The 22,172-nt window shown below is 67.8% G+C and carries 20 protein-coding genes; 6 read left to right on the top strand and 14 right to left on the bottom strand.

The window, feature by feature from the left end:
- The 5 genes from SX243_16490 to SX243_16510 form a co-directional block, all read right to left on the bottom strand.
- A partial coding sequence (locus tag SX243_16490) for a hypothetical protein (protein ID MDY7094571.1) occupies positions 1-299 on the bottom strand: 299 nt, incomplete at its 3' end.
- Positions 296-715 (bottom strand): hypothetical protein, encoded by a 420-nt coding sequence (locus tag SX243_16495; GenBank protein ID MDY7094572.1) that lies wholly within the window; start codon positions 713-715, stop codon positions 296-298. The genes SX243_16490 and SX243_16495, both read right to left, overlap by 4 nt.
- A 1-nt stretch (position 716) precedes the next feature.
- Positions 717-2,123, bottom strand: a complete 1,407-nt coding sequence (locus SX243_16500; GenBank protein ID MDY7094573.1) for a hypothetical protein — start codon at positions 2,121-2,123, stop codon at positions 717-719.
- 8 nt (positions 2,124-2,131) lie between these two features.
- Complete coding sequence (locus SX243_16505; protein MDY7094574.1) at positions 2,132-3,199, bottom strand: polyprenyl synthetase family protein; 1,068 nt, start codon at positions 3,197-3,199, stop codon at positions 2,132-2,134.
- Entirely contained in the window at positions 3,196-3,798 is a 603-nt protein-coding gene (locus tag SX243_16510) for a YceI family protein (GenBank protein ID MDY7094575.1), read from the bottom strand. The genes SX243_16505 and SX243_16510 overlap by 4 nt, the downstream gene beginning before the upstream one ends.
- 230 nt (positions 3,799-4,028) lie before the next feature.
- Here SX243_16510 and SX243_16515 point away from each other — a divergent pair, with 230 nt between their 5' ends.
- Positions 4,029-4,727, top strand: a complete 699-nt coding sequence (locus tag SX243_16515) for a response regulator transcription factor (GenBank protein MDY7094576.1) — start codon at positions 4,029-4,031, stop codon at positions 4,725-4,727.
- Positions 4,724-6,205, top strand: coding sequence for an ATP-binding protein (locus SX243_16520; protein MDY7094577.1), 1,482 nt, complete (start codon positions 4,724-4,726; stop codon positions 6,203-6,205). The genes SX243_16515 and SX243_16520 overlap by 4 nt, the downstream gene beginning before the upstream one ends.
- Here the strand turns inward: SX243_16520 and SX243_16525 are convergent.
- Genes SX243_16525 through SX243_16545 form a run of 5 tightly spaced genes read right to left on the bottom strand, consistent with a single transcriptional unit; the run spans position 6,189 to position 11,390 of the window.
- Positions 6,189-6,866: a hypothetical protein gene (locus tag SX243_16525; protein ID MDY7094578.1), complete on the bottom strand. Its 678-nt coding sequence runs from the start codon at positions 6,864-6,866 to the stop codon at positions 6,189-6,191. The genes SX243_16520 and SX243_16525 overlap by 17 nt on opposite strands.
- A complete protein-coding gene (locus SX243_16530) occupies positions 6,866-7,342 on the bottom strand; it encodes a hypothetical protein (protein ID MDY7094579.1) in 477 nt (158 codons plus the stop codon). Before SX243_16530 ends, SX243_16525 begins: the two co-directional genes overlap by 1 nt.
- A gap of 26 nt (positions 7,343-7,368) precedes the next feature.
- Positions 7,369-8,019, bottom strand: coding sequence for an RNA polymerase sigma factor (locus SX243_16535; protein ID MDY7094580.1), 651 nt, complete (start codon positions 8,017-8,019; stop codon positions 7,369-7,371).
- A gap of 55 nt (positions 8,020-8,074) precedes the next feature.
- Positions 8,075-10,735, bottom strand: coding sequence for a protein kinase (locus tag SX243_16540; protein ID MDY7094581.1), 2,661 nt, complete (start codon positions 10,733-10,735; stop codon positions 8,075-8,077).
- Complete coding sequence (locus SX243_16545; GenBank protein ID MDY7094582.1) at positions 10,719-11,390, bottom strand: hypothetical protein; 672 nt, start codon at positions 11,388-11,390, stop codon at positions 10,719-10,721. The genes SX243_16540 and SX243_16545 overlap by 17 nt, the downstream gene beginning before the upstream one ends.
- Before the next feature lie 400 nt (positions 11,391-11,790).
- Here SX243_16545 and SX243_16550 point away from each other — a divergent pair, with 400 nt between their 5' ends.
- From SX243_16550 to dusA, 3 genes are all read left to right on the top strand, one after another.
- Complete coding sequence (locus SX243_16550) at positions 11,791-13,917, top strand: hypothetical protein (protein MDY7094583.1); 2,127 nt, start codon at positions 11,791-11,793, stop codon at positions 13,915-13,917.
- A gap of 219 nt (positions 13,918-14,136) precedes the next feature.
- Positions 14,137-15,144 (top strand): HEAT repeat domain-containing protein, encoded by a 1,008-nt coding sequence (locus SX243_16555; GenBank protein ID MDY7094584.1) that lies wholly within the window; start codon positions 14,137-14,139, stop codon positions 15,142-15,144.
- 19 nt (positions 15,145-15,163) lie between these two features.
- Positions 15,164-16,192: a tRNA dihydrouridine(20/20a) synthase DusA gene (gene dusA, locus SX243_16560; GenBank protein ID MDY7094585.1), complete on the top strand. Its 1,029-nt coding sequence runs from the start codon at positions 15,164-15,166 to the stop codon at positions 16,190-16,192.
- A 108-nt stretch (positions 16,193-16,300) separates the two neighbouring features.
- On the opposite strand, the gene SX243_16565 is transcribed toward dusA, so the two are convergent.
- Complete coding sequence (locus SX243_16565; GenBank protein ID MDY7094586.1) at positions 16,301-16,888, bottom strand: hypothetical protein; 588 nt, start codon at positions 16,886-16,888, stop codon at positions 16,301-16,303.
- Positions 16,889-17,407: 519 nt separating this feature from the next.
- Between SX243_16565 and SX243_16570 the strand changes: the two genes are divergently transcribed.
- Positions 17,408-18,124, top strand: coding sequence for an MBL fold metallo-hydrolase (locus SX243_16570; protein ID MDY7094587.1), 717 nt, complete (start codon positions 17,408-17,410; stop codon positions 18,122-18,124).
- A 400-nt stretch (positions 18,125-18,524) separates the two neighbouring features.
- Here SX243_16570 and SX243_16575 read toward each other — a convergent pair whose 3' ends face one another.
- The 3 genes from SX243_16575 to SX243_16585 form a co-directional block, all read right to left on the bottom strand.
- Positions 18,525-20,561, bottom strand: coding sequence for an ATP-dependent helicase (locus SX243_16575; GenBank protein MDY7094588.1), 2,037 nt, complete (start codon positions 20,559-20,561; stop codon positions 18,525-18,527).
- A gap of 128 nt (positions 20,562-20,689) precedes the next feature.
- Entirely contained in the window at positions 20,690-21,214 is a 525-nt protein-coding gene (locus SX243_16580) for an ArsI/CadI family heavy metal resistance metalloenzyme (protein MDY7094589.1), read from the bottom strand.
- Positions 21,215-21,347: 133 nt separating this feature from the next.
- Complete coding sequence (locus tag SX243_16585) at positions 21,348-21,701, bottom strand: metalloregulator ArsR/SmtB family transcription factor (protein ID MDY7094590.1); 354 nt, start codon at positions 21,699-21,701, stop codon at positions 21,348-21,350.
- Positions 21,702-22,172 lie beyond the last annotated feature (471 nt).

The following is a 22,172-nucleotide window of genomic DNA, read 5'->3' on the forward strand; positions in this document are numbered from 1 at the left end:
GCCAAGGCCAGCAGGGCACTGGCGGCGCAGGCGACGAAGGAGCCGCCGAGGAAGCGCCGCGGCGGATGGTGCCGGAGGGCCGCTGCGGCGGTAAGGCTGGTGAGCAGACCGGCTACTCCCATGGCCCCCATGGCCACCTGCACCTGGCCGCTATCCAAGGCTCGCTGCAGGTGCTCGAGGAAGCCAAACTGAGCCCACAGCAGGAAGTAGACGTACGTCGCCACCACCGCCAGCAGAGCCCGGGCATCCCGCCAGAGTGTCGAGGCGGATTCCGCGGCTTGGGACTGTGCGCGCCTCACCCTCGCTCCTTCCCGGATAGCGTTCCCGCCCACAGCAGCCACAGCTGAACCGCGGCCAGGAGCAGATCCGTCGCCGCCACCGACAGCCAAGGGGCGGGCAGCCGCCCCGAGCCCACGGCCCAGAGCACGAAAACCCCCACCGCCAGGCGCACGCCGGCGGTGATCTCCAGCACCGTCTTCAGGCGTTCGTCCCGCCCCTCGGATCCGAGGACGAAGGGATAGAGATAGGCCAGCCCCACGGCGCCGACGAAGACACCGATCCACTGCAGCCAGACCAGCTCCACCGGAGCCCGGGGGATTCTCATCAGGGCGAGGGTGGGCGCCGGCAGGGCGACCAACAACAGACCGGTGGAGGCGTCGCAGAGGCCCGCCAAGAGGCAGTAGGCTCGCGCCCACGTGCGCCGAGGGAAGGTCATTTCAAGCGGCCTCCTCATAGCCTGCCGCAGGGGCCGAAGCATCGCACCGGGTCTCCTCCTGGGAGCCCTGGGCGGCCGGCTGGGTAGAAGTCTCGGACACCCGCCGGAGGGCCTTCGAAGCCGTCGTCAGCCATCCCACCGAGGCCCACAACATCAGCGCCCCCGCCCCCCAGCGCAACCCGTAGAAGGTCTGAGACAGAGCTTCTGCCCGCATCACCAAACCCGGGTCGAAGCCTTCCAGAGTCCCCAGCACGAGCATGGCGGTGACATAGAGTCCGCAGCCCAGCTGCCAGGCCCAGAAGCGCGCCGGGTCGGCGAAGACCCGGTGCAGGCGGGAGCCCCGGTTCAGGGATTCGAGGATCACCACCATCCAGCAGGTCACCAGGCCGGCCATGGCGATGTGGGCGTGAGCCACCAGCGCGTTGGTGAACTTCCAGCGCTCCAGCACGCCGGGGAGAAAGCCGAGCACTCCGGTGGCCACCAGCAGCACCGACCACACCGCCATGGCTCCCAGCCAACGGCGGGCGGTGGCGGACCAGGAAAACGGCCGCAGCCGATAGGCCACCAGCGGCGGCCAAACCGCCAGGCTGGCCAGGGCGGCGATCTGCAACGGGTCGTGGTTGGAAGTGTCGCCGTGATCGAGCAGGGCGAAGACGGCGAAGTGCAGGATCAGCAGCCAGCCGGTGCGGCGCCCGGCGGTGCCGCCGTCAGAAGCCTCGAGCCCCAGCAGCCACGGCAGTGCCCAGAAGGCCGTCACGATGCCTAGGGTGCTCCCCACCAGCGCCGCTCCGGTGGCACCGCCGCTGTCCGGATTGATCGGCGGGTAGACATCGCTGCCGGTGGCCAGGAAGATCGCCCCGGGCACCGCCGCCAGCACCACCAACAGAGCTCCCTGGGCTACCAACCGGCTCACCGGCTCGCGCCCCTCGCCCTCCTCACCCCACTGGGCCCGCCGCCGCAGGCGCTGCCAGAAGCCCGCCACCAGCACCCCCTCCAGAAACACCAGGGCAAGGGGGAAGAAGAGCCGCGGCGGTCCCCACCACTCGGCGAAGAGCTTGCCGCTGGAGCCTCCCATCAGCCACCAAACGGCTGTGAAGGCGAGCACCGCCGACCACAGACCGACCGCCGCCGCCGCCCACCGTCGGGGGAAGTCCGGCGCCAGAACAGCGCGGAAGAGCAGCCCCACCAGCGGCAGGCTGCACCAGCCGTAGAGGTGCAGGTCCAGGTGCAGGGGCACCCAGCGGCCGTAGCCGAAGGGCCCCAGCAGCTCCCCCAGCTGTGGCGCCAGCAGCAGGCTGGCCAGTAGCAGGCCGATGCCGTTGGCCACCACCAGCCAGGTCAGGCTGTGCACCAGCACCTCCTCCGCACCGGGGAGAGGCGTAGCGGTGGCGCTCTTTCCGTCACCCATGGAAGGCCTCAGGCACAGCTCTCGACGTTGCAGCTGCAGTTGGATTCGAGGGCCGCGATCCGCCGGCGGATGCGGGCCTGCTCTTCGTGGAGAAGATCCTGGATCTCATCGAGAGATTCCCAGGCCGGCTCTTGGACGAAGGAGCCGAGGAGCTCCTCCCCTTCCGCCAGCAGCTGATCGAGGCGCTCCAGCGCGGCTGCCCGGCCGATTTCCCCGGGCAGGTTGGGGCGCCCCAGGGCACCGTCCCGGCGGGGGGACTTGCCGGTCTCGCTGCCGCTCATCAGAGCGTCCTTGAAATCATCGACCGCCTGGTAGGCCAGACCCCAGACCGTCGACAGCCGGTCCAGCCGCCGCAGCGTCGCCGGCGCAGTACCGACGATGAGCGCCGGCAGCATCAGCGTCAGGCGAATCAACGACACGGTCTTGCCCTCCGCCACCGCCAGCACGGCATCTTCACCGCCGCCGCGGTAGTGCAGATCCAGGGACTGGCCGTTGAGGATTCCCGCCACTCCCAGACACCGGCCCACCAGCTCCGCCGCCGGCTGAGACCGTTCCGGCGGCAGCTCCCCCAGCGCCCGCCACAACAAGGCATAGGCGCGGGTGATGAAACCCAGGGCTCCGAGGGTCGCCGCCGCCTCGCCATAGACCCGGTGGGGACAGGGATGGCCCCGACGCTCCGCCGCGTCGTCCATGGCGGGCATGTCGTCGAAGATCAACGAAGCGGTGTGGAAATACTCCACCGCCACCGCTACTTCCCGGGCGGCCTGGGGGTCGTGGCCGTGAGCCTGCAGCAGGGCGAAGACCAACTGTGCCCGTACCAGGCTCCCGGGATGAGCCACCGTGTCGGCGATCACCCCCCGCAGATGCTCTTGGACCTCCGGCCCCGCCGGCAGCAAGGAACGGTAGCCGTCGAGCAGGTAGGCGTAATCCTCGTCGGAGAGGAAGCGGGAGCGGTCTCCGGGTCGCCGGGAGGCGCTCTCCCCGCGGCTCTCCGGCGCTGTCCGGGGAAAGAGGGGAGCCAAGGGGAAGACCCGCACCCGTTCACCGCTCCAGGGCGGCGCGGCGAGCTCGCTCACGGCTGCTCCGAGACATGGGCCGCACTGCCTTGGGCCGCCACGTCGACCTGGACTTCCTTGGCGACCCGCAGCACGAAGAGGCTCGGGTCGTGGAGGCCCCACTGAACGTAGGGCACGGGGAAGCTGGTGCTGCCCTGGAAGCGGTCGCCGTCGACGGTGATGCGGGTCGGCAGGGTGACGGCGTGGGGCTGTCCCAGTAGCCGCACGACGCCGTGGAGCTGGATCTCGCTCTCGCCCCCCGCGTCGAGGGCGCCTTCGAAGCTCTCCGCATCGAACGTGATCAGGGGATGGCGGTCGCTCTCCAGCACCTTCTTGTGCATGGTCTTGTCGCGGCTGCCGTTGCCGGTCTCGGTACGAAGGGCGTCGAGCACCAGCCGGCCGGCGGCTTCGCCGCTCTCCGGGTCCAGGACCAGCTCCCCTTCCCGCAGGTAGAGGGTGCCCTCGACGTCGTGGCCGGTGGCGCCCAACTGGAAGGTGATCTCGGTGGATTCGGGCTCGAAAGTCAGAACTTCCTTCGCCTCGGCAGTAGGTGCAGCGAGGCAAAGGGTAACGGTCAAAGCAGTCAGCAGAAACGTGAGGGCTTTCGAAGCGGAGCTCATACAAGTTCCTCCAGGTTGCGCCGCTCCGAGCCCGAGGAAGACGATCTCCCGAGCTTTGGGCCGAGGAGCGGCAAGTCCTCGTCGAGACCACCCTAGCCAGGCCAGCTGAACAGAGCATGAACCAGCAGCTACAAATCGTCTCCGCCGGCGGAGGAAGCCGTACCTGCCCGGTGCAGCGACGGAGCCGCTTCGAGCGCCGAGCTCCTTCCGCAGACTGATATCCTGCCGCCATGCGGCTCTTGGTAGTAGAAGACGAGAAATCCCTCGCCCGGCACCTGATGCGGGGTCTGCGGGAAGAAAGCTACAGCGTCGACCTGGCGGGCACCGGAGCGGAAGCCCAGCAGCTGGTGGAGGAGGCGGAATACGATCTGCTGATCCTCGACCTGATGCTCCCGGACGCCTCGGGGCTCGACCTCCTGCGAACCTGGCGCAGCGAAGGCTTGGCGACGCCGGTGCTCATCCTCACCGCCCGGGACGCGGTGGAAAACAAGGTCCACGGCCTCGACGCCGGTGCCGACGACTACCTCACCAAGCCCTTCGCCTTCGAGGAGCTGCTGGCGCGGGTGCGGAGCCTGCTGCGCCGCCGCCTGCCTCCCCAGTCCGACACCCTGGAGGAATGGGGAGTGGTGCTGGACCGGGCCCAGCACCTGGCCTGGCGGGACGGGCACAAGCTCGATCTGACCCCACGGGAATTCGCCCTGCTGGAATTCTTTCTGCTCCATCCCGGGGTGGTGCTGAGCCGCGAGCGCATCGCCGAGAGCGTGTGGGACCGCGGCTACGAGGCGCGCACCAACGTCATCGAAGTGATCCTGGCCCGGCTGCGGCGCAAGCTGGAAGCGGAGGGCGGACCGCGGCTGATCCAAACCGTCATCGGCACCGGCTATACCCTGCGCCCGCCGGACGACGCGGCTGCGGAGACCGCATCATGAAGCTGTCCGTGGGCCCCCAGCGGCTGCGCACCCGGATCATTCTTTGGTTCGTGGCCATCGCCCTAGTGCTCTACGCGGTTTCCGCCCTGATCATCATCCTCATCGGCCTGCGCACCGCCCGCCAGGAGCTCTCTCTGCTGCTCTACGCCGAGGCCGAAAGCCTCGCCGGCTATTACTCCGCCACCGGCCGCCTGGACTTTCCGGAGCTCGAGGCCCTCAGCGGACACACCCCCATTCCGGTATGGCTGCGGCTGATCGAGGACGGTCGCATCGTGGCCCAAACTCCGGGGGCACCGGATCTACCCGTCCCCGAGGTCTCCACCGTGGACGAAGGAGAGCTGGAAACCTACCGCCTCGACGACGGCAGCTTCATGGCGGTGGTTCGCCATCCGACCTGGGATCGCGGCAGCGCCTGGGTCGAGGCGGTGGGCTCCGAGGACCTGCTCAGCAGCACCATGGAGAATCTGCGGCTGTCGCTGATCCTCACCCTCCTGCTGGTGGTGCCCCTCTCCGCCGCCGGCGGCCAGCTGCTGGCAGCGGGAGTAGTGCGGCCGGTGGACCAGCTGATCCGCGCCATTCGAGGCATGGACAGCCGCAACCTCACCCAGCGGCTGGATACCGGCGTCAGCATCCGCGAGATCTCCGAGCTGCGGCGGGAGTTCAACGCCCTCCTCGACCGTCTGCAGGAGAGCGTCGAGCGCATGCGCCGCTTCACCGCCGACGCCTCCCACGAGCTGCGCACACCGGTGAGCATCCTGCGCACCGGCATCGAGGTGGCGCTGCGCAAGGAACGGAGCCCGGACGAATACCAGGAGCTGGCCGCCGGCTGCCTTCTGGAGATCGATCGCGTGCAACGCACCGTGGAGGGTCTGCTGACCCTCGCCCGGGAGTCGCCGGACCACGAGACCGCCGCTCCCACCACGCCGGTGGATCTCTCCGCCGAGGCGGCGGCGGCGCTGGCGTCCCTGGCCACCCTGGCGCAGGAGAACGAGGTGACTTTGGAGTCCGCCATCGAGCCCGACGTGGTGATCCCCGGCGAGCGCGACCGGCTACGGCTGGTGCTGGTCAATCTGCTGGACAACGCCCTCCACCACTCCCCCGCCGGCGGGCGGGTGCGGCTGGAGCTCAGTGCCGACGACCGGCAGGCCCGGCTGCGGGTGTCGGACCAGGGCCCCGGAGTGGCTCCGGAGGACCGCACGCGCATCTTCGACCGCTTCTACCGCAGTCCGGCGAGGCCGGGCAACGGCAACGCCAACGGCAACGCCAACGGCGACGGCCAGGCCGATTGCCCCACGGGCACTGCTCCTGCTACGTCTGTCGGCGGCCTGGGCCTGAGCGTCGTGCGCTGGGTGGTGGAGCACCATCGGGGCACGGTGCAAGTGGTGGACGGCGATGGCCCCGGCGCCGTCTTCGAGGTGTGCCTTCCCCGCACCGCCCCAGCCGAGGCGGCGCCAGCGGGGATCACGGAGAGCCGTTAGAGTTGCGTCGCTGGAGCATTCGCCGCCGCATCTGCTCTCGCTGGGGAGCGTTGCGCCGGCGCTCCAGGTGCCGCCCCAACAGACTGAGGAAATTCTGATACTCCCGCTGCTGCTGGCGGTCGAGAATCTCCCGGGATTTCAGAATCGCCCGCACCAACAACTCCTGGCGCTCGGCGTGGAGACGACCGGAGTCCTCCACCAAGACCCGCAGCACCTCCCCGTCGGGCTGATCCCCGGCTAGCTCGCGGCGCAGCCGAAACTGCACCTGCATCGCCCGGCGCCGGTTGCCCCGCATTTGTTGATAGAGGTCGAATTGGAGCTCCCGAAACCGCTCCGCCACCTCGCCTTCGAGGCCCAGCCGCTGAACCAGCCGATCCACCAATCCACCTACCGCGCCTTCGGGCTGGGCACCCTGAGGCACAGTCTGCTGAGGCACAGTCTCCTGAGGCACAGTCTGCTGAGGCACAGTCTCCTGCGGTGGGAGCCCCTGCGTTGGGGATCCCTTTGGAGGAGCCCCCTGCGGCCGAGCCCGCTCCGGTTGAGCCCTCTGCGATGCCGGCGGCTCCGGAGTCCGCCAACGGTCGAGGAGCAGGGTCGCCAGAATGCCGGCGTTCATCCCCACCGAAACCAGCAGCACCAAGACCAGCACGGAGCGTTTCATCACAACGTCTCCCCGCCGTAGGCTCGATCCCCGTTCATCTCGTCTAGGGCCCGCCAATACTCATCCGCCAGGCTCCCCGCCGGCTCCGGCCAGGGCCAGGTGTCCCCAATCCCAGCCTCCAATACCTCTTCCGTCGGCGGCTCCACCGCCGGCGTCTCCGGCAGCGTCAGCCCCGCCCCCACACCCAGGGTCAGACCCAGCACCAAGGCCACCGCGGCCCACTGCGGACGCAGCGCCCCCCAGCTCGCCGTGGACGATTCGACGCTCGCCACCGCCGCCATCACTCGGTGGGAGAAGCCCGCCGGCACCGGAGGCTCCGGCGGCGGCTCCAGCCCTCCCCACACCTCCCGCAAACGATGGTAGCGGTCCGCCAGCTCCGGCTCCTCTTCCAGCCGGCGCTCGAAGACCGCGACCTCGGCGGGCGTCAGCTCGCCGTGCAGCCAGCGCATCAACTGTCGTTCGGTGGCCTGATCCATCTTCGTTTCTCCTTCCGTGGAACCCACTAGCCGGTACTTTCCTGCGCCGCGGTTTCCTGCGCCGCTTCCAGATTGCGCATGGCCCGGAACAACCGGCTCTCCACCGCTCCCTCGGTAATCTCCAACACCTCGGCGATCTGGCGGTAGCTCAGGCCCTCGAATTTCGCCAGCACCAACACCGAGCGCTGCCCCGGCGGCAGCCGGTCGATGGCGCGGCGGGTGTCGAGCCAGCGGCGGCGGCTCACCAGGGCCTGCTCCGGGTCGGCGGCGCCGTGGGGCGGGTCGAACTCCCGGTCCTCGTCGTCATCCCCCGCTGCACCGCCCATCTGGCCGAGACTGAGGAAGCGCACGATGCGCCGGCGACGGAGCTGATTCAGGCAGTGGTTGGTGGCGATGCGATAGAGCCAGGTGTAGACCTTGCCCCGGGGGCGGTAGCCGCCGGCCTTGCGGTAGGCCTTGAGGAAGGTCTCCTGGGCTGCCTCCTGAGCTTCCTCGGCGTTGCCCAACAGGCGCTGGCAGAGGCGCAGCAAGCGCCCTTGGTGGCGCTCCACCAGCTGAGCGAAGAGCTCCACCTCGCCAGCGGCGACGCGGGCGAGGATCTCGTGATCCGGGTCGTGGGTATCGGGGCAGCGGCCGTCGCGTTCCTCCACAGAGGGTGTAACCCCCGAGGCGGACATTTCTTGCGCCGGCGCTGCCAAGTGTCGTTACGGCCCGGCCACGGGGCCGATGCGATCAGGCTCGCAGCCCTTGGAGCCCCGCCAACAGCTGGCCGGCAGAGGGGAAGCGGCTCGCCGGCTGCTTGGCCAGACAACGCAGGATCAGCTTCTCCAGCTCCGGCGGAATCTCCGCCCAATGCTGAGACGGAGGCTCCGGCTCCTCGCGGATGTGGGCGACAGCGATCTCCATGGGCGAGGAGCCGGAGAACGGCAGCTCGCCGGTGAACATCTCGTAGAACACCACGCCGCAGGAGTAGATGTCGGCGCGGCCGTCGGGCTCCTGCCCTTGGAGCTGCTCCGGGGAAAGGTAGTGCGGTGTACCGAGCACCGACCCCGGCGCCGTCTGGCCCGGCTCCGAGCGCTGGATGGGGCGGGCGATGCCAAAGTCCATGAGCTTGGCGTTGCCGGCGTTGTCGATGATCAAGTTCTCCGGCTTGATGTCGCGGTGCAGCACGCCGACGCCGTGGGCCGCCTGCAGACCGGCGCACAGCTGCCGCGCCAGGCGTAGCGCCGCCGAATACGGCAGGCTGCCGGTCTGCTCCAGCAGATAGCGCAGGGTCAGGCCGCGCACATACTCCATGGAGATGAAGGCGATACCGTCCACCTCGCCGAAGTCGAAGGTGCGCAACACGTTGGGATGGGTGATGCGCCGCGCCAGCTTCAGCTCGCTCTTCAGGCGCTCCAACGACTCCCGATCCACCAGCGGGCCGGGCTTCAAGGTCTTCACCGCCACCAGATCGTCGAGCTCCCGGTCGCGGGCCTTGTACACCACCCCCATGCCGCCGGCGCCGAGCACCGAGAGGATCTCGAAGCGGCCGCCCAGCACCGCTCCCGGACCGAGCTCGGAGAGGGTGCGGCCGGAGGGTTCCGGGGTTACCGTACGCAGAGCCGAGGTGGGGGCGTGGGGCACCGCCACCTTGCCCGCCTGCTCCGCGCTGAGGGCGAAAAGCTGCTGAGTGCTCAAGATGCCGGCGCTGGCGGCGGGCTGCACCCCCGCCTGCTGGAAGCTATCGTCCAGCAGGCGCCGCAGGGCGCCGGAAATCAAGATGTCGCCGGGGGTCGCTTCCCGGATCAGCCCCTCCAGCTGCTGCATGGGCAGTCCCACCACCGCCTGAGAGGGAGCCTCGCCCCACACTACCGAGCCCACCACCACCTGGCCGGTGGTCATGGCCACCGCCGGCGGCTCGGCTTCCTCGAAGGCGTCGCGGCCGGCGCCCAGCTTGCGCACGATCTCCGACGCCGCAGCGATGGCCCGCAGCGCCCGGCCCTCTCCTTCGAAGAGCACCAGCGCCCGATGGCCGGCCACCCCGTCGATCTTGCCCCGGTGGGCGGCGACCACCGAAGCCAGGCGCCGCAGCTCCTGAGCCAGGGCATCGAGGGTTGCCTTGGGTTGCCGCGACAGGCTCGGCTGGGCGAAGCGGCGCAGCTCGAGCCCCAAGAGCACCACGTCCATGGTCTCCGGCTCCACCACCGGAGCCTTCTCACCGGGCCCGGGCAAGTGCCGGGAAAGATCCTGCACGTAGCCCTCGATGTCGCGCTTCTCCCGCAGATCGCTGAGCAGGGAATCGAAGGCGGCGGACAGTCGCCCCACCTCGTCCGAGCCGTGGCCCTCGATGCGGCGATCGTAATCCCCCTGGGCCGCCCCCTCCGCCGCCGAAGCCAGCTCCCGCAGAGGCCGCAGGGTGCGCCGGGAGAGCAGCCACGAGAGGATCATGGCGAGGAGCAAGGCGATGCCCCCGGCGATCAACACCTCGCGCTGGATCTGGCGATACCCGGCGAGCTCGGCGTCCAGGCTCACCAAACCGACGGTGGCGCCGACGGTGTTGCCCTCGGCGTCCCGTAGCGGCGTGACGTAGGCGCGCCGGCTACCGTCCAGCTGAAGCTCATAATCCGGTTCCGCCTGGCCCTCCTGGAGCACCCGTTGGAGCAACGCCGGATCCGACTGCAGCGCCTCCACCAGGCGATCCGACAGCGCTGCGTCGAGGGTCGAGGCCTGCACCGCAAAGCCCTCGTCGAGGGTGGTCAAGAAGACGATGTCGGTGCCGCTGATGCGCTTGATATCCCGCGCCAGGTCGTCGCCGATGCGGTCCGCCACCAGCAGATAGCCATAGAGATCGAAGACCTGTACCAGAGGCACCACCACCGCCTGGTAGAGCGCCCCCTGCTCCCGCCACAGGCCGGAACCGTAGCCGCCCTCCACCATCGCCTCCGCCAGCAGCGGCTGGGCGGATAGGTCCTCGCCGGAGGCTCCGGGATCATCGGTGCGGGCCACCACCTGACCGTAGGGATCAATGACGATGGCGAAGTCGAAGCGCAGATCCTCGCGCAGATCCTGCCGGCGATCCTCCAGCAGATCGAGGATCGAGCCGCGGTCGACGCTGGCTTCGCCGATGAGGCCACCGCCGGTGGCCTCGACGATGTAGCCCATGAAGGTGGAGTTGCGGGAGAACGCCTCGGAAATGGCCTGCAACACCTCCACCTGCTGGCTCTGATAGTCCACCTGCACCGAACGGCTGCTGGCCAGGGAGCGGTCGACGGCGCGGTCGGCGATCTGCGTGCTGCGGAAGAAGATCACCGCGATGGCGCCGGCGACGGCGACCAGGATCAACAGAGCGGAGATGAGGAAGACCTTGGCGCCCAGCGAAACGCCCAGGCGACGTTTAGTAGCGTCGGCCACGACCACCTCCAGGATAGGGTTTGCCCAGCTTGTTGGTGTGCTTCGGAACCCGCGGCCGAATCAACGGCAGAGCGATGTTCAGCCCGCTGGCGTTGGGTACCGAGATCTGCCGGCTCCAGGGCCGCGCCCGCTCCTGCCAAACCGTCAAGCGGCCGGGGCCTTCCGGCAGGCCGGTCAGCCGGAACGAGCCGTCAGCCTCCGGAGAGACGAAGTAAGGGGTATCCAACACCAAGACGTAAGCCACCATGTCGTAGTGAACGTTGCAATAGACCCGCACCAGGCCGGTCTTTTCGAATCGCCAGCCCTTGCCCTCGCCCTGCTTATAGAACCCGAGATCGAAGGCGTTTCCCGGAGAAACCGAGAAAACGTTGTGCAGAATCGGATCGCGATTGGGGAATTGTACCGTGCTCCCCTGGATGATCGGCAGCACCCGCGGCTCGAACTGCTTGTCCTCGGTGATCATGTCCAAAGGCTGCTTCGGAGGCCTCAACGGCACCGGCGATTTCGGCTGGAAGAAGACCACGGCGTTGGTGACCTCAGCGGAGTCCAGCCGCTTGTTGCCCTTCTCGTAGAGCTCGACCTTGCCTCGGAGCTCCGCCGCCGACGCCTGCGGCACCAGCGCAATCGGCACCAGCGACATCGGCACCAGCGACATCGGCACCAGCGACAAGACCAGCAGACCGAGCCATCTGCAGATCGGCCTCCTCCGGCCTGCGAGCCTCTCCCGCGGAAGCACTCTTCGAGACCAACACCGAAGCCCGCGCTGAAGCCAGTGCCGAGCCTCCGCGCTCTGCTCTCTGCGACCTCCGGGCTCACCCCAAACTGCAGCGTTCATCGCCGGGAAGCATAGCACTCGCTCCCCGCTTGGCCGGTAGTTCCGCCGAGGAAGGCACCGATCTTGCTAATCCCCTGGGAGCGGGGCTCCTGAGCGGACCGCCCACCGCCCGCCGGGAAAGAGCGTAAAATAGAGCGGTTCGGCGGAGCTCCGCGAGCCTGCCGGTCTTCCCACAAGCTCCCGATGACGAACCGATGATGAGATCAGGAGACCTCCAGCCATGCCACCGATTCCTCGCCCTGCGCTGCCCCCGCAGCTCCGCCGCTCGTCCCTTCGGTCCTTTCTCTGTCTGCTCCTCGGTGGCCTGATGCTGGCGACGGCTCTTCCCTCCCGCGCCATGGATGGCCCCTCCATGGACAGCACGTCGAGCTTGAGCGACGCGGTGGTCGGCCAGGCCCAGGAAGCGCTGCTCGAAATGCATCCCGAAGAAGCGGAGCGCATCCGCCGCGGCGTCGAGCAGGCCGCCGCCCTGTGGCGCCCGGAGGACGGCGATGGAGAAGCCTTCAGGGCATTTGTCCAGCAGGAGTTCATCCCCCGAGGCGAGACCCTGGACCTCACCTTCCAGCGTCTGGAATTCGCCATGGAGCGCCTCGACGGCTACATGACCTCGCTGGTGCGGGACCTGCGCCGGGGCGTCGACCTGGAGATCGGCCCCCTGCTGCCGGTGGATCGCCGGCTCGGAGGCTACAGCCCCGCCGCCCACGTGGTGGACGACCTCTTCGCCAACAAAATCGCCTTCGTGGTGCTGCTCAACTTCCCCCATTCGAGCCTCGACGAGCGCCGGTCCCAGGGCGCTGAGTGGAGCCGCGAACGTTGGGCCCAGGAGCGCCTCACCGACGTCTTCTCCACCCGCGTACCGGCCGCCGCCCAACAGGCGGTGGCGGGAGCCATGGCCGACGCCGACTCCTACATCAACGGCTACAACCTGCACCTGCACCACGTGCTCACCGAGGACGGCCAGCGCCTCTTCCCGGAAGGCCTGCGATTGATCAGCCATTGGGGCCTGCGGGACGAGCTCAAGGCGCGCTACGCCGATGCCGAGGGCTTGCCCAAGCAGCGGCTGATCCAGCAGGTCTTCGAGAAGATCGTCGCCCAAGAGATTCCGGCGGCGGTGATCGACGAGCCGCGCCTCGACTGGACCCCCGCCACCGGCGTGGTGGCACCGGCTCCGGAAGCTGAGAATGCCCCCGCCGCCGACCCAAGCCGCGAGCCCGACACCCGCTACCAGCACTGGCTGGAGATCTTCCGCGCTCAGCGTCAGGTCGACGCCCACGATGCGGACAACCCGAGCCACATGGCCCGCCGCTTCAACGTCGACCGGGAGATCCCCGAGGAGCGGGTGCGCCAGCTCTTCGAGTCCATTCTCTCCTCGCCCCTAGGCCAGAGCGTCGGCGAGCTCGCCGCCCAGCGCCTGGGCCGGCCGCTCGAGCCCTTCGACATCTGGTACAACGGCTTCGTCCCCGGCGGCGGCCGGGACGAGGACGAGCTGAGTGAGCTCACCCGCGCCCGCTACCCCTCCGCCGACGCCTTCGCCGCCGATTTACCACGCATCCTGGACGAGCTCGGCTTCCCCGAGGACCGCGCCGCCTTCCTCGCCGAGCGCATCGTGGTGGAGCCCTCCCGCGGCGCCGGCCACGCCTTCGGCCCGGCCCGCCCCGACGACAATGCCCATCTGCGCACCCGCATCGGCGAAGGGGGCATGGACTACAAGGGCTATAACATCGCCGTCCACGAGCTGGGGCACAACGTCGAGCAGGTCTTCTCCATCGCCGCCATCGACCACACCCTGCTCCAGGGCGTGCCCAATACCGCCTTCACCGAAGCCCTGGCCTTCGTCTTCCAGAACCGCGACCTGGAGCTGCTGGGCCTCGACGCCGGCGATCCCGACGCCGAGCATCTGGTGGCCCTGGACACCTTCTGGAACACCCGCGAGATCGCCGGCGTGGCGCTGGTGGACATGGCCGTCTGGCACTGGATGTACGAACACCCCGACGCCACCCCGGCGGAGATGCGCCAAGCGGTGCTGGAGATCGCCCAGGACGTCTGGAACCGCTACTTCGCCGACGTCTTCGGCATTCGCGATCAGACCCTGCTGGCGGTCTACTCACACATGGTGGACGGCGCCCTCTACACCCCCGACTACCCCCTGGGCCACCTCATCGCCTACCAGATCGAGCGCCACTTCGCCGGCCTCGACGGACCTCTGGGACCGGAATTCGAGCGCATCACCCGCATCGGTCGGCTGACCCCGGATCTGTGGATGCGCCAGGCGGTGGGCTCCCCCCTCTCCGCCCAGCCCCTGCTGGACGGCACCGAGGAGGCGGTGGAAGCGCTGGCTTCCCACTAGCAGCCCGTGGTGAAAGTCAGACGCCAGCGAGAGCGAGCAATTTTTCGCCGAATCAAGGCCGGAAAACCGCAGGCGATGCGGGTATCGGCGAGGTTTTCGAACGAAGATTCGGTGGAAAAGGGCCGCTCGTAGCGCGGCTCGACTTTCACCACGGGCTGCTAACAGCCCGACACTGAGGCGCCCATCGAAAGGAAACCGTCGAAAGGAGACCGCATCCCCATGAGAGCTTCGACCTACTGTCTTTTCGCCCTCACCTTCGTCCTGCTCGTCGGCATTGCCCTCCCCGTCCAGGCCGCCAAACCCCTGGCGGAGGTCAACCTGGAGCTCGGACGCACGGAGACCAACCGCATCACCGCCCCGGTCTTCGACACCGCCCAGGCCCCCAGCGTCCGCTTCGAGCCGCTGCAGGTCGACTTCGACACCTCTGGACTGGTGGTGCGGCGGCTGGTCAAGCGGGTGCCCCAGAACACCCTGCCGGCGAACCTCGACGTCGGTCAGCTCCTCACCGACGGCCTGACCTGGGAGGGCCGATCCATGGGGCTGGGCCGGGCGGAGGGGGACTCCCCCGATTGGACCGTCAGCGGCCGCATCGACGACCTCTTCCTGGCGACCCGCCCCATCCCCTTCGGCCCCATCCTCTACTACACCCATCTCCACGTGACCCTGACGGTGGAGGGCGAGGGGGTGAAGGAGACCGTCCCCCTGCGGGTGCACAACATCATCGCCCGCTTCAACGGCGGCATGGGCGCCCGGGACGAGAACACCGAAGCCTTCAACATCTTCATGGTCGAGGCCTCCCAGGAGCTCATCGCCCGCCTCAACCGCCGCTTCTTCCAGGCTCCACCGAACCCGGCCCTGGAGGCGTCCATCGCCGGTCTCAGCCCGACCCTTGTGGGCGAACGGGAGTCGGAGCTGCGCCGCATCGGCCTCTCCGGCTCGCCTGAAGCCATCCAGCCCCTCCTCGAGCTGCTCCGCCAGCTCCCGGACGAGAATCACCGCGTCCACGTGGTGGAGGCTCTCACCTGGCTGGGCGCCGAAGAAGCGGTGCCGGTGCTCATCGAGCGCTACAAGGAGGAGGACGAGGATGTCCGCTACTACACCTTGAAGCTCGTCGACGCATTGGGCGGCGACGAGGTCGAAGAATTCCTCAAGACCCGCGCCCGCTTCGACCCCGACCGCGCCTGCCGCGAGTTCGCCAATCAGCTGATGGAGCTGCACGGGCCCTGATTCGCCCGCTGGAAGAACGATGACTAAGTCCCGAGCCCACCGCTACCCACTGAGCGTGGCACCGATGATGGATCGCACGGACCGGCATTTCCGGTTCTTCCTGCGCTGCATCACCCGGCGGACGCTGCTCTACACCGAGATGGTGACCACCGGGGCGGTGATCCATGGGGATCGGGACTACCTGTTGGGCTTCGATGCGGCGGAGCATCCGCTGGCGTTGCAGCTGGGTGGGGAGGATCCGGGGGAGCTCGCCGAGTGCGCCCGCATCGCTCGAGACTGGGGCTATGACGAGGTCAACCTCAACGTCGGCTGTCCCAGCGACCGCGTGCAGCAGGGCCGCTTCGGCGCCTGCCTGATGGCCGAGCCAGATCGCGTCGCCCGAGCCGTCGAAGCCATGCGCAGCGCGGTGGATCTGCCGGTGACGGTCAAACACCGCATTGGCGTCGACGACTTGGACCGCTACGAGGACATGCTGCGCTTCGTCGACGGGGTCAGCGAGGCCGGCGCCGACCGCTTCTCCGTCCACGCCCGCAAGGCCTGGCTTCAGGGTCTGAGCCCGAAGGAGAACCGCACCGTCCCGCCGCTGCGCTACGAGGACGTCTACCGCCTCAAGGCCGAGCGCCCGCATCTCCAGATCGAGATCAACGGCGGCATCCTCACCCTCGAGGCAACTCGCGAGCACCTGCGCCACGTCGACGCCGTGATGGTGGGCCGGGCCGCCTACGACGATCCCTACGAATGGGTTCTCGCCGACTCCAGTCTCTTCGGCGAAGCGACGCCCCCGCCCACCCGCGCCGAAGTCGTGGAGGCCTTCCTCCCCTACGTCGAGCGCTGGGTCTCCCAAGGCCAACCGCTCAACCACCTCACCCGCCACATCCTCGGCCTCTTCACCCAATGCCCCGGTGCCAAAGCCTGGCGCCGCCACTTGAGCGAGAACGCCCACCGCCCCGGCGCCGGCCCGGAAGTGATCACCGCCGCCCTGGAGCTGGTGCCGGAAGACGTGCGCAACGCTCTGCCGGCCCCTGCCCTGGCCACCGCCGGCAGCTGAGGCCCCCAAAGAGGCCCCACAACGAGGAGAGCCCCCGCGCAGCCACGAAGGCCACGCGGGGGCAGAGGAGACTGAGTCGAGAAGCGGCACGCCGCTTCAGGGACAGGCTCAGGGATAGCCGCAGAGGTCGTCGATCCAGAACTCCTGGCCACCGACCCGGAAGTACTTGATGTTGCCGGAGAGCTTGACCCGACCGGTGAAGCCCCCCGGAATGGCGACCTGGCTGACGTTGACGTTGACGCCGCCGAGCATCGCCGGAGCGGCCCAGATATCGCCGATGAACACCGCGCTGCCGTTGACCGACAGATTCTCGATGCCGCCCAGGTCGACATAGTCGAAGACCACGGTGGTGGGCAGGCTACCCCAATTGCTGAAGTCGAAGATCATGTCGATATTGTTGAAGCGCAGACTCTGGGTCGGCCCCAACCACGGCGGCGCGTTGTCGATGTAGGCGACGTTGAAGCCGCTACCGCCACCGCCATAGAGAATCTTCTGCACGTAGGCGTCGATGCCCATGGCGTTGAAGACAAAGTCCCCCGGAACGTCCCCGGCGGGGTTGCCATAGAGCGTCCCGAGGGGGAAGGGCGGCGGCTCGAAGTCAATGCAGGCGCCCTGGGCAGTCGCCGGCATCGCGAAGCCGACAGTGGCCAGGGTCAAAGCTAGGCAAAGGCTGAGAAAGAGTTTGCGTACGGTCATGATCGTCTCTCCTTGAGATAGATGCAATCGAAGAATGGGGATGTCCGCTCCGGCTTCGGTGCGGTCATCGCCGCGTGCAAACCCCCTAGAGCACTTCCCGTGCCAGCCTTCCGAAACGCCGCCCGCTTCGGCGGGCCATCGCCCCAATCCACAGGAGTCCCCTCAAATCTTTGATCCGCAAACACTTAGCTTCTACTTCCAGATTCTTCCGGCAGAGCGCCTAGAAACCCACCAACGACTCCTCAGCCCCCCGAACGCCCCGACCGCCCACATTGTTGGCAGCCCCCCAAATCCAACGCAGACCGCATCTTCCTCGCCCGAAGCCACCGCCGCGGCCGATCCGTGCCCACGATGTGGACGCCGGCCACCGCTGCCCTCTTGCGCTAGCCAAAAAACCGACGATTCTGTCCCAATATCGAATGCCGAGACTCTATCGACGCCGATGGAGCCCGCTGCCGTTATGATGGGTGCGGCACGAATTCATCGCAGCACTGCAAGCTGAGGACCGAGGAGAGATCGATGGCCGAAGAGCTCTACTTTCGCCAATTGCTCGCCGGGGAACAGGTCGCCCGGGTCAACCCCGCCGCGGGGCAAATGCGCAACTTCATGTACTTGATCGGCGACCCCGAGAGCCGCGAGGCGATGATCGTCGACCCCGCCTGGGACGTCAGTGGCTTGATCAAGATCGCTCAGGAGGACGACTACAAGATCGTCGGCGCTCTGGTCACCCACTACCACCCGGATCACGTCGGCGGCAGCCTCTTCGGGCTCAAGGTGGAGGGGCTACAGGAGATGTTGGAGCAGGTCTCGGTGCCCATCTATGTCAACAAGCACGAGGCCGACGGGCTGAAGAAGGTCACGGAAGTCAGCGACAGCGACCTGCGCAAGGTCGACGACAGCGACACCACCCAGCTGGGCTCGGTGGAAATCCGCTTCCTCCACACCCCCGGCCACACCCCCGGCAGTCAATGCTTCCTCATCGGCAACCGCCTGGTGGCCGGCGACACCCTCTTCGTGCGCGGCTGCGGCCGGGTGGACCTTCCCGGCGGCGACCCGGAGGCGATGTACCACACTCTCACCGGCAAGCTCGCCAAGCTCCCCTCCGACACCATCCTCTACCCCGGCCACCACTACGGCCCCCAGGAAACCTCCACCATCGGCGACGAGCTGCGCCACAACCACTATCTGAAGATCCGCTCCCTGGAAGACTGGACGCGGTTGATGGGTGGGCATTAGAGCCCTTGCCGGTTGGTGGGCTGGCGCCCACCCTACGGATCCTTACTCCCTCGCGGGACTTTGCTGGTTCCCACGCTCCAGCGTGGGAACCGACAGCTGTCCACTGAGCGCTAACGCCGAAGCCCCGCTCCAGCGGGGCACACCATCGTCCGGACCAAGCCCCCGCCCCCGACGCTGGAGCGTCTCCCCTGTGCTCCCACGCTGGAGCGTGGGAGCCAGCGAACTGTTGCTGGTTCCCGTAGCGGCTCCACCTACGGCCGATTCCTCCCCAACTGCCGATCCAACCAACACCGGTATGAGGAAGGGGTCGGGTTCCGAGGATGGCGTCTGCGCCACCCGCAGGACCCGACTCCCGACCGGACGGGCCCTACGGCCCTTGCTGAATCGGAGGGTCCCTCTCTCAGTCTCCGAAAAAGTCATCCAGCCGCGAGAGCAACTCCTGATCGGAAGCCGGCCCCGGCCCGTCGGACCAGCGTTCCTCCGGCTCGGCGAGGGTGAAGACTTCTTCGTCCACCAGCTGATCGAGGTTGCGGATCTCGGTGATCAGGCCGCTGACCTCGCCGAGCTCACCGCTCCAGCTATTCCACGAGCCGCGGCCGGTGGTTTGCTCCGGGTGGAGGAGATAGAGATTCTGCTTGGCGCGGGTGACGGCGACGTAGAAGAGGCGGCGCTCTTCTTCGTAGGACGCCTCATTGTCCAGCGAGCGATGGCTAGGGAACTGGCCGTGGCTGAGATTGAGCACGAAGACGCTATGCCATTCCAGGCCCTTGGCGGAATGCACCGTCGACACCGTCAGCCACTCGTCCTCCGGATCGCTGGGGCCGTCCCGGCGGGCCACCTCCGGCGGATCGAGGGCGATGTCGGTGAGGAAGCGCTCGACGCTGCGGTAGCGTTCCGAGATTACCTGCAGCGACTCCAAATCTCCCTGCCGGCGGCGGGCGTCGTCGTAATTGCGCTTGAGCAGCGGCCGGTAATACTGCACCGCTGCCGCCACCCGCTCGTCGACGCTGAGGGTCGTGTCCACCAGCGCGTCCAAGACCTTGCGCAGCCGCGCCAAGTCCTGGCCGTAGCGTAGCCGGGCGAAGCTCTCGTCCTCCAGGATGGACCAATCCCCTCGGTTCTCCGCCACCGCCGCCGCCACCTTGCGGGCGGTGGTGGGGCCGACCCCTTCGAAGAGCTGGAGCACCCGGAACCAGGCGGAGTCGTCCAGCGGATTGACGCTCAGCCGCAAGAGCGCCGAGACGTCCTTGACGTGGGCCGCCTCCACAAAGCGCAGACCGCCGAATTTGCGGAACGGGATGTTGGCGTTGTTGAGCTCCACCTCCAGCGAGTTGCTGTGCCAGGCCGCCCGGGAGAGCACGGCGATCTCCCCCAGGGGTACCCCCTCCTCCCGCAGCTCGAGCACCCGCCGGCAAATGTAGCGGGCCTGGGCGTGGTCGTCCGGCGCGCGTACGAAGCGCGGCCGCGCCAGCCCCTCCACCTCGGTGAACAGGCTTTTCGAATACTTCTCCTCGGCGCTCTCCAACACCGCGTTGGCCAGATCGAGGATCGGCTGGCTGCTGCGGTAATTCTGCTCCAGCACCGTGACCTTCGCTTCGGGGAAGATCTTGGGGAAATCCAAGATGTTGCGGTAGTGGGCGCCGCGGAAGGAATAGATGCTCTGGGCGTCGTCCCCCACCACCATCAGATTCTGGTGCCCGGTGGCCAGCAGCGCCGCGATGTGGGCCTGCAGCCGGTTGGTGTCCTGATACTCGTCCACCATGATGTAGCGGTAGGTGGCGGAGAGCTGCCGCCGCACCCCCTCATGGTCCCGCAGCAGCTGGCGCAGATAGACCAGCAGATCGTCGTAATCGAGCACATTCTGCTGCTTCTTGCGCTCGGCGTAGGCCTTGCTCAGCGCCTCCAGCTCGTCCAGCTCCTCGGCGAATTGAGGGTACTCCTCGTCCAGAATCTGCTCCAGCGAGCGGTGGGTGTTGACCCGTTTGGAGAAGATGTCGAGGATGGTCATCTTGCGCGGGAAGCGGCGGTCCCGGCGGTCCAGTCCCGCCTGGGAGCGCAGCAGGCCGATCAAATCCCCGGAGTCGGCGCGGTCGAGGATGGTGAAGCCGGAGCCAAAGCCTACCCGCTGCCCGTGGCGCCGCAGCACCTGATTGGCAAAGCCGTGAAACGTGCCGCCGGCGACTCGGGCACAGCGCTCGTCCAGCACCCCCGCCGCCCGCCGCAGCATCTCGCTGGCGGCCTTGCGGGTGAAGGTGAGGAGCAGAATCGACTCCGGCGCCACCCCCCGTTGCACCAGGTGGGCGACCCGATAGACCAGCGTCCGGGTCTTGCCGCTACCGGCCCCGGCGATCACCAGCTGCGGCCCCTCCAACGCCTCCACCGCCGCCCGCTGGCTCGGGTTCAGCTCGCTCAGCAGATCCACGCTCTCGTCGCTCATATGCCCCGAACTCTACCCCACGATGCCGGCATCGTCGGGTGCTCCGAGCCCGAGCAGCGTCTCTTGATCCAACGACTCAGGCCGCCGGGCGTCTCAAAGAACACCCGGCGGCCTGCAGACTTCCACCCTCAAACGCAGCAGGCGGTGCCCGCGGCAGCTTTGGAAGCCGAGCTATCGCAGGCTGGGCCGGTGTCGCCGTCGAGAACGGCGAAGACCTCCCATCGGTAGCCGTCGGGATCCTGCGCCCACACTTTGTCCTGGAGGGCATGGCAGCAATCCACCCCCTCTTCCTCCAGAGTCATCAACCCCGCCGCCTCCAACCGCTGGATGGCGTCCTTCACCACCTGCGACGACGGCACCTGGACTCCCAGATGGTTGAGAGCTCCCGGTTCCTTCACCGGATGCTCGTTCAACGCCAGATTGAGCGGCGGCTCGGCGACGTCGAATTTGGCGTAGCCCGGGTACTGCTTCACCGGCTCGGCGCCGAAGAAGGCCCGGTAAAACTCCACCGAGCGCTGGACGTCGTTGACGTTGAGGGACACGTGGACCTTGAGGCACGCTTCCCCGGCGGAGACCTGGGGGCCGGTGCTTACGGAATTGGAAGCGGGAGTCTGGGATTCGCCAGGCTGGGATTCAGAAGTCAAGTTGCTCATGATCGTTCTCCTTGGATAGCTCTCTGCGTTTCTAGAAATATCGAATTGTTGGCGTAAAGATTGGCGGGATCAGCTCGTGGGCTTCATGATCGGCTCCTTTCTGTCGGAGAGATATCGAGTCAGAGAGAGTCTGCTACCGCTTCTTTGGTAGCGAGATCTGCACCACTTCCTGCCCGTCCGGCCGGCGAGTGCAGCATTCGGCGTAGAGGAAGTCCAGCAGCGACTGCAGCGCCTGGGATCCCGCGGTATATCGCAAGAACCGCCCCTCCCGGCTCTGCTCCACCAGCCCCTCCCGGTGCAGCGCATCCAAATGGTGCGACAAGGTCGACGCCGGGATCTCCAATTCCTGCTGGATCTCCCCCGCCACCATTCCCACCGGATGCGCCGCCAACAACAACCGCAACACCTCCACCCGCGCCTCGTGCCCAAGGGCGGCGAACATGGCCGCGTAGCGGCGGGAGTCGGGAGTGTTGGTGGTGGGGCTCATGGTGTTTTCCTCGGCGCTGTCGCCGCCTTCATTTCGACTATACCCGAAGCATCGACACGTGACAAGCCTCTTTTTCTCATTCTCGTTCCGCCCTCCTGGGAGCGCAACCATGGCTCAACGCTCCAGCGTCGCTCCGCCCCCCTGGGAGCGCCGGCTTCCTAGCCGGCTCCGGGTGCGCCTCGGCTACGAACTCGCCCCCTACCTCCACCGCCGCCCCAACCACCCCACCGTCACCCCCGCGGACGCGGGGGTCCACGCCTGCGTGCTCGTGGCAGGGCCGGCTACGCGGGCTGGCGGTGCTGGAAGGTTGGTGCCTGTAGAAAACACTGCCACTTCATCGCCGCGTGGATGCCCGTCTTCACGGGCATGACGGAGTGGTTGGAGTGGTGGTGGAGCGCGTAGGGAGCGTTGGAGGCTCCAGCACCTCCGCCCGGGGATCCAATCCCCGGGCTACCCAGGCACCGCCGGCTG

The organism is Acidobacteriota bacterium (assembly GCA_034211275.1).
Classification (GTDB): Bacteria; Acidobacteriota; Thermoanaerobaculia; order Multivoradales; family JAHZIX01; genus JAGQSE01.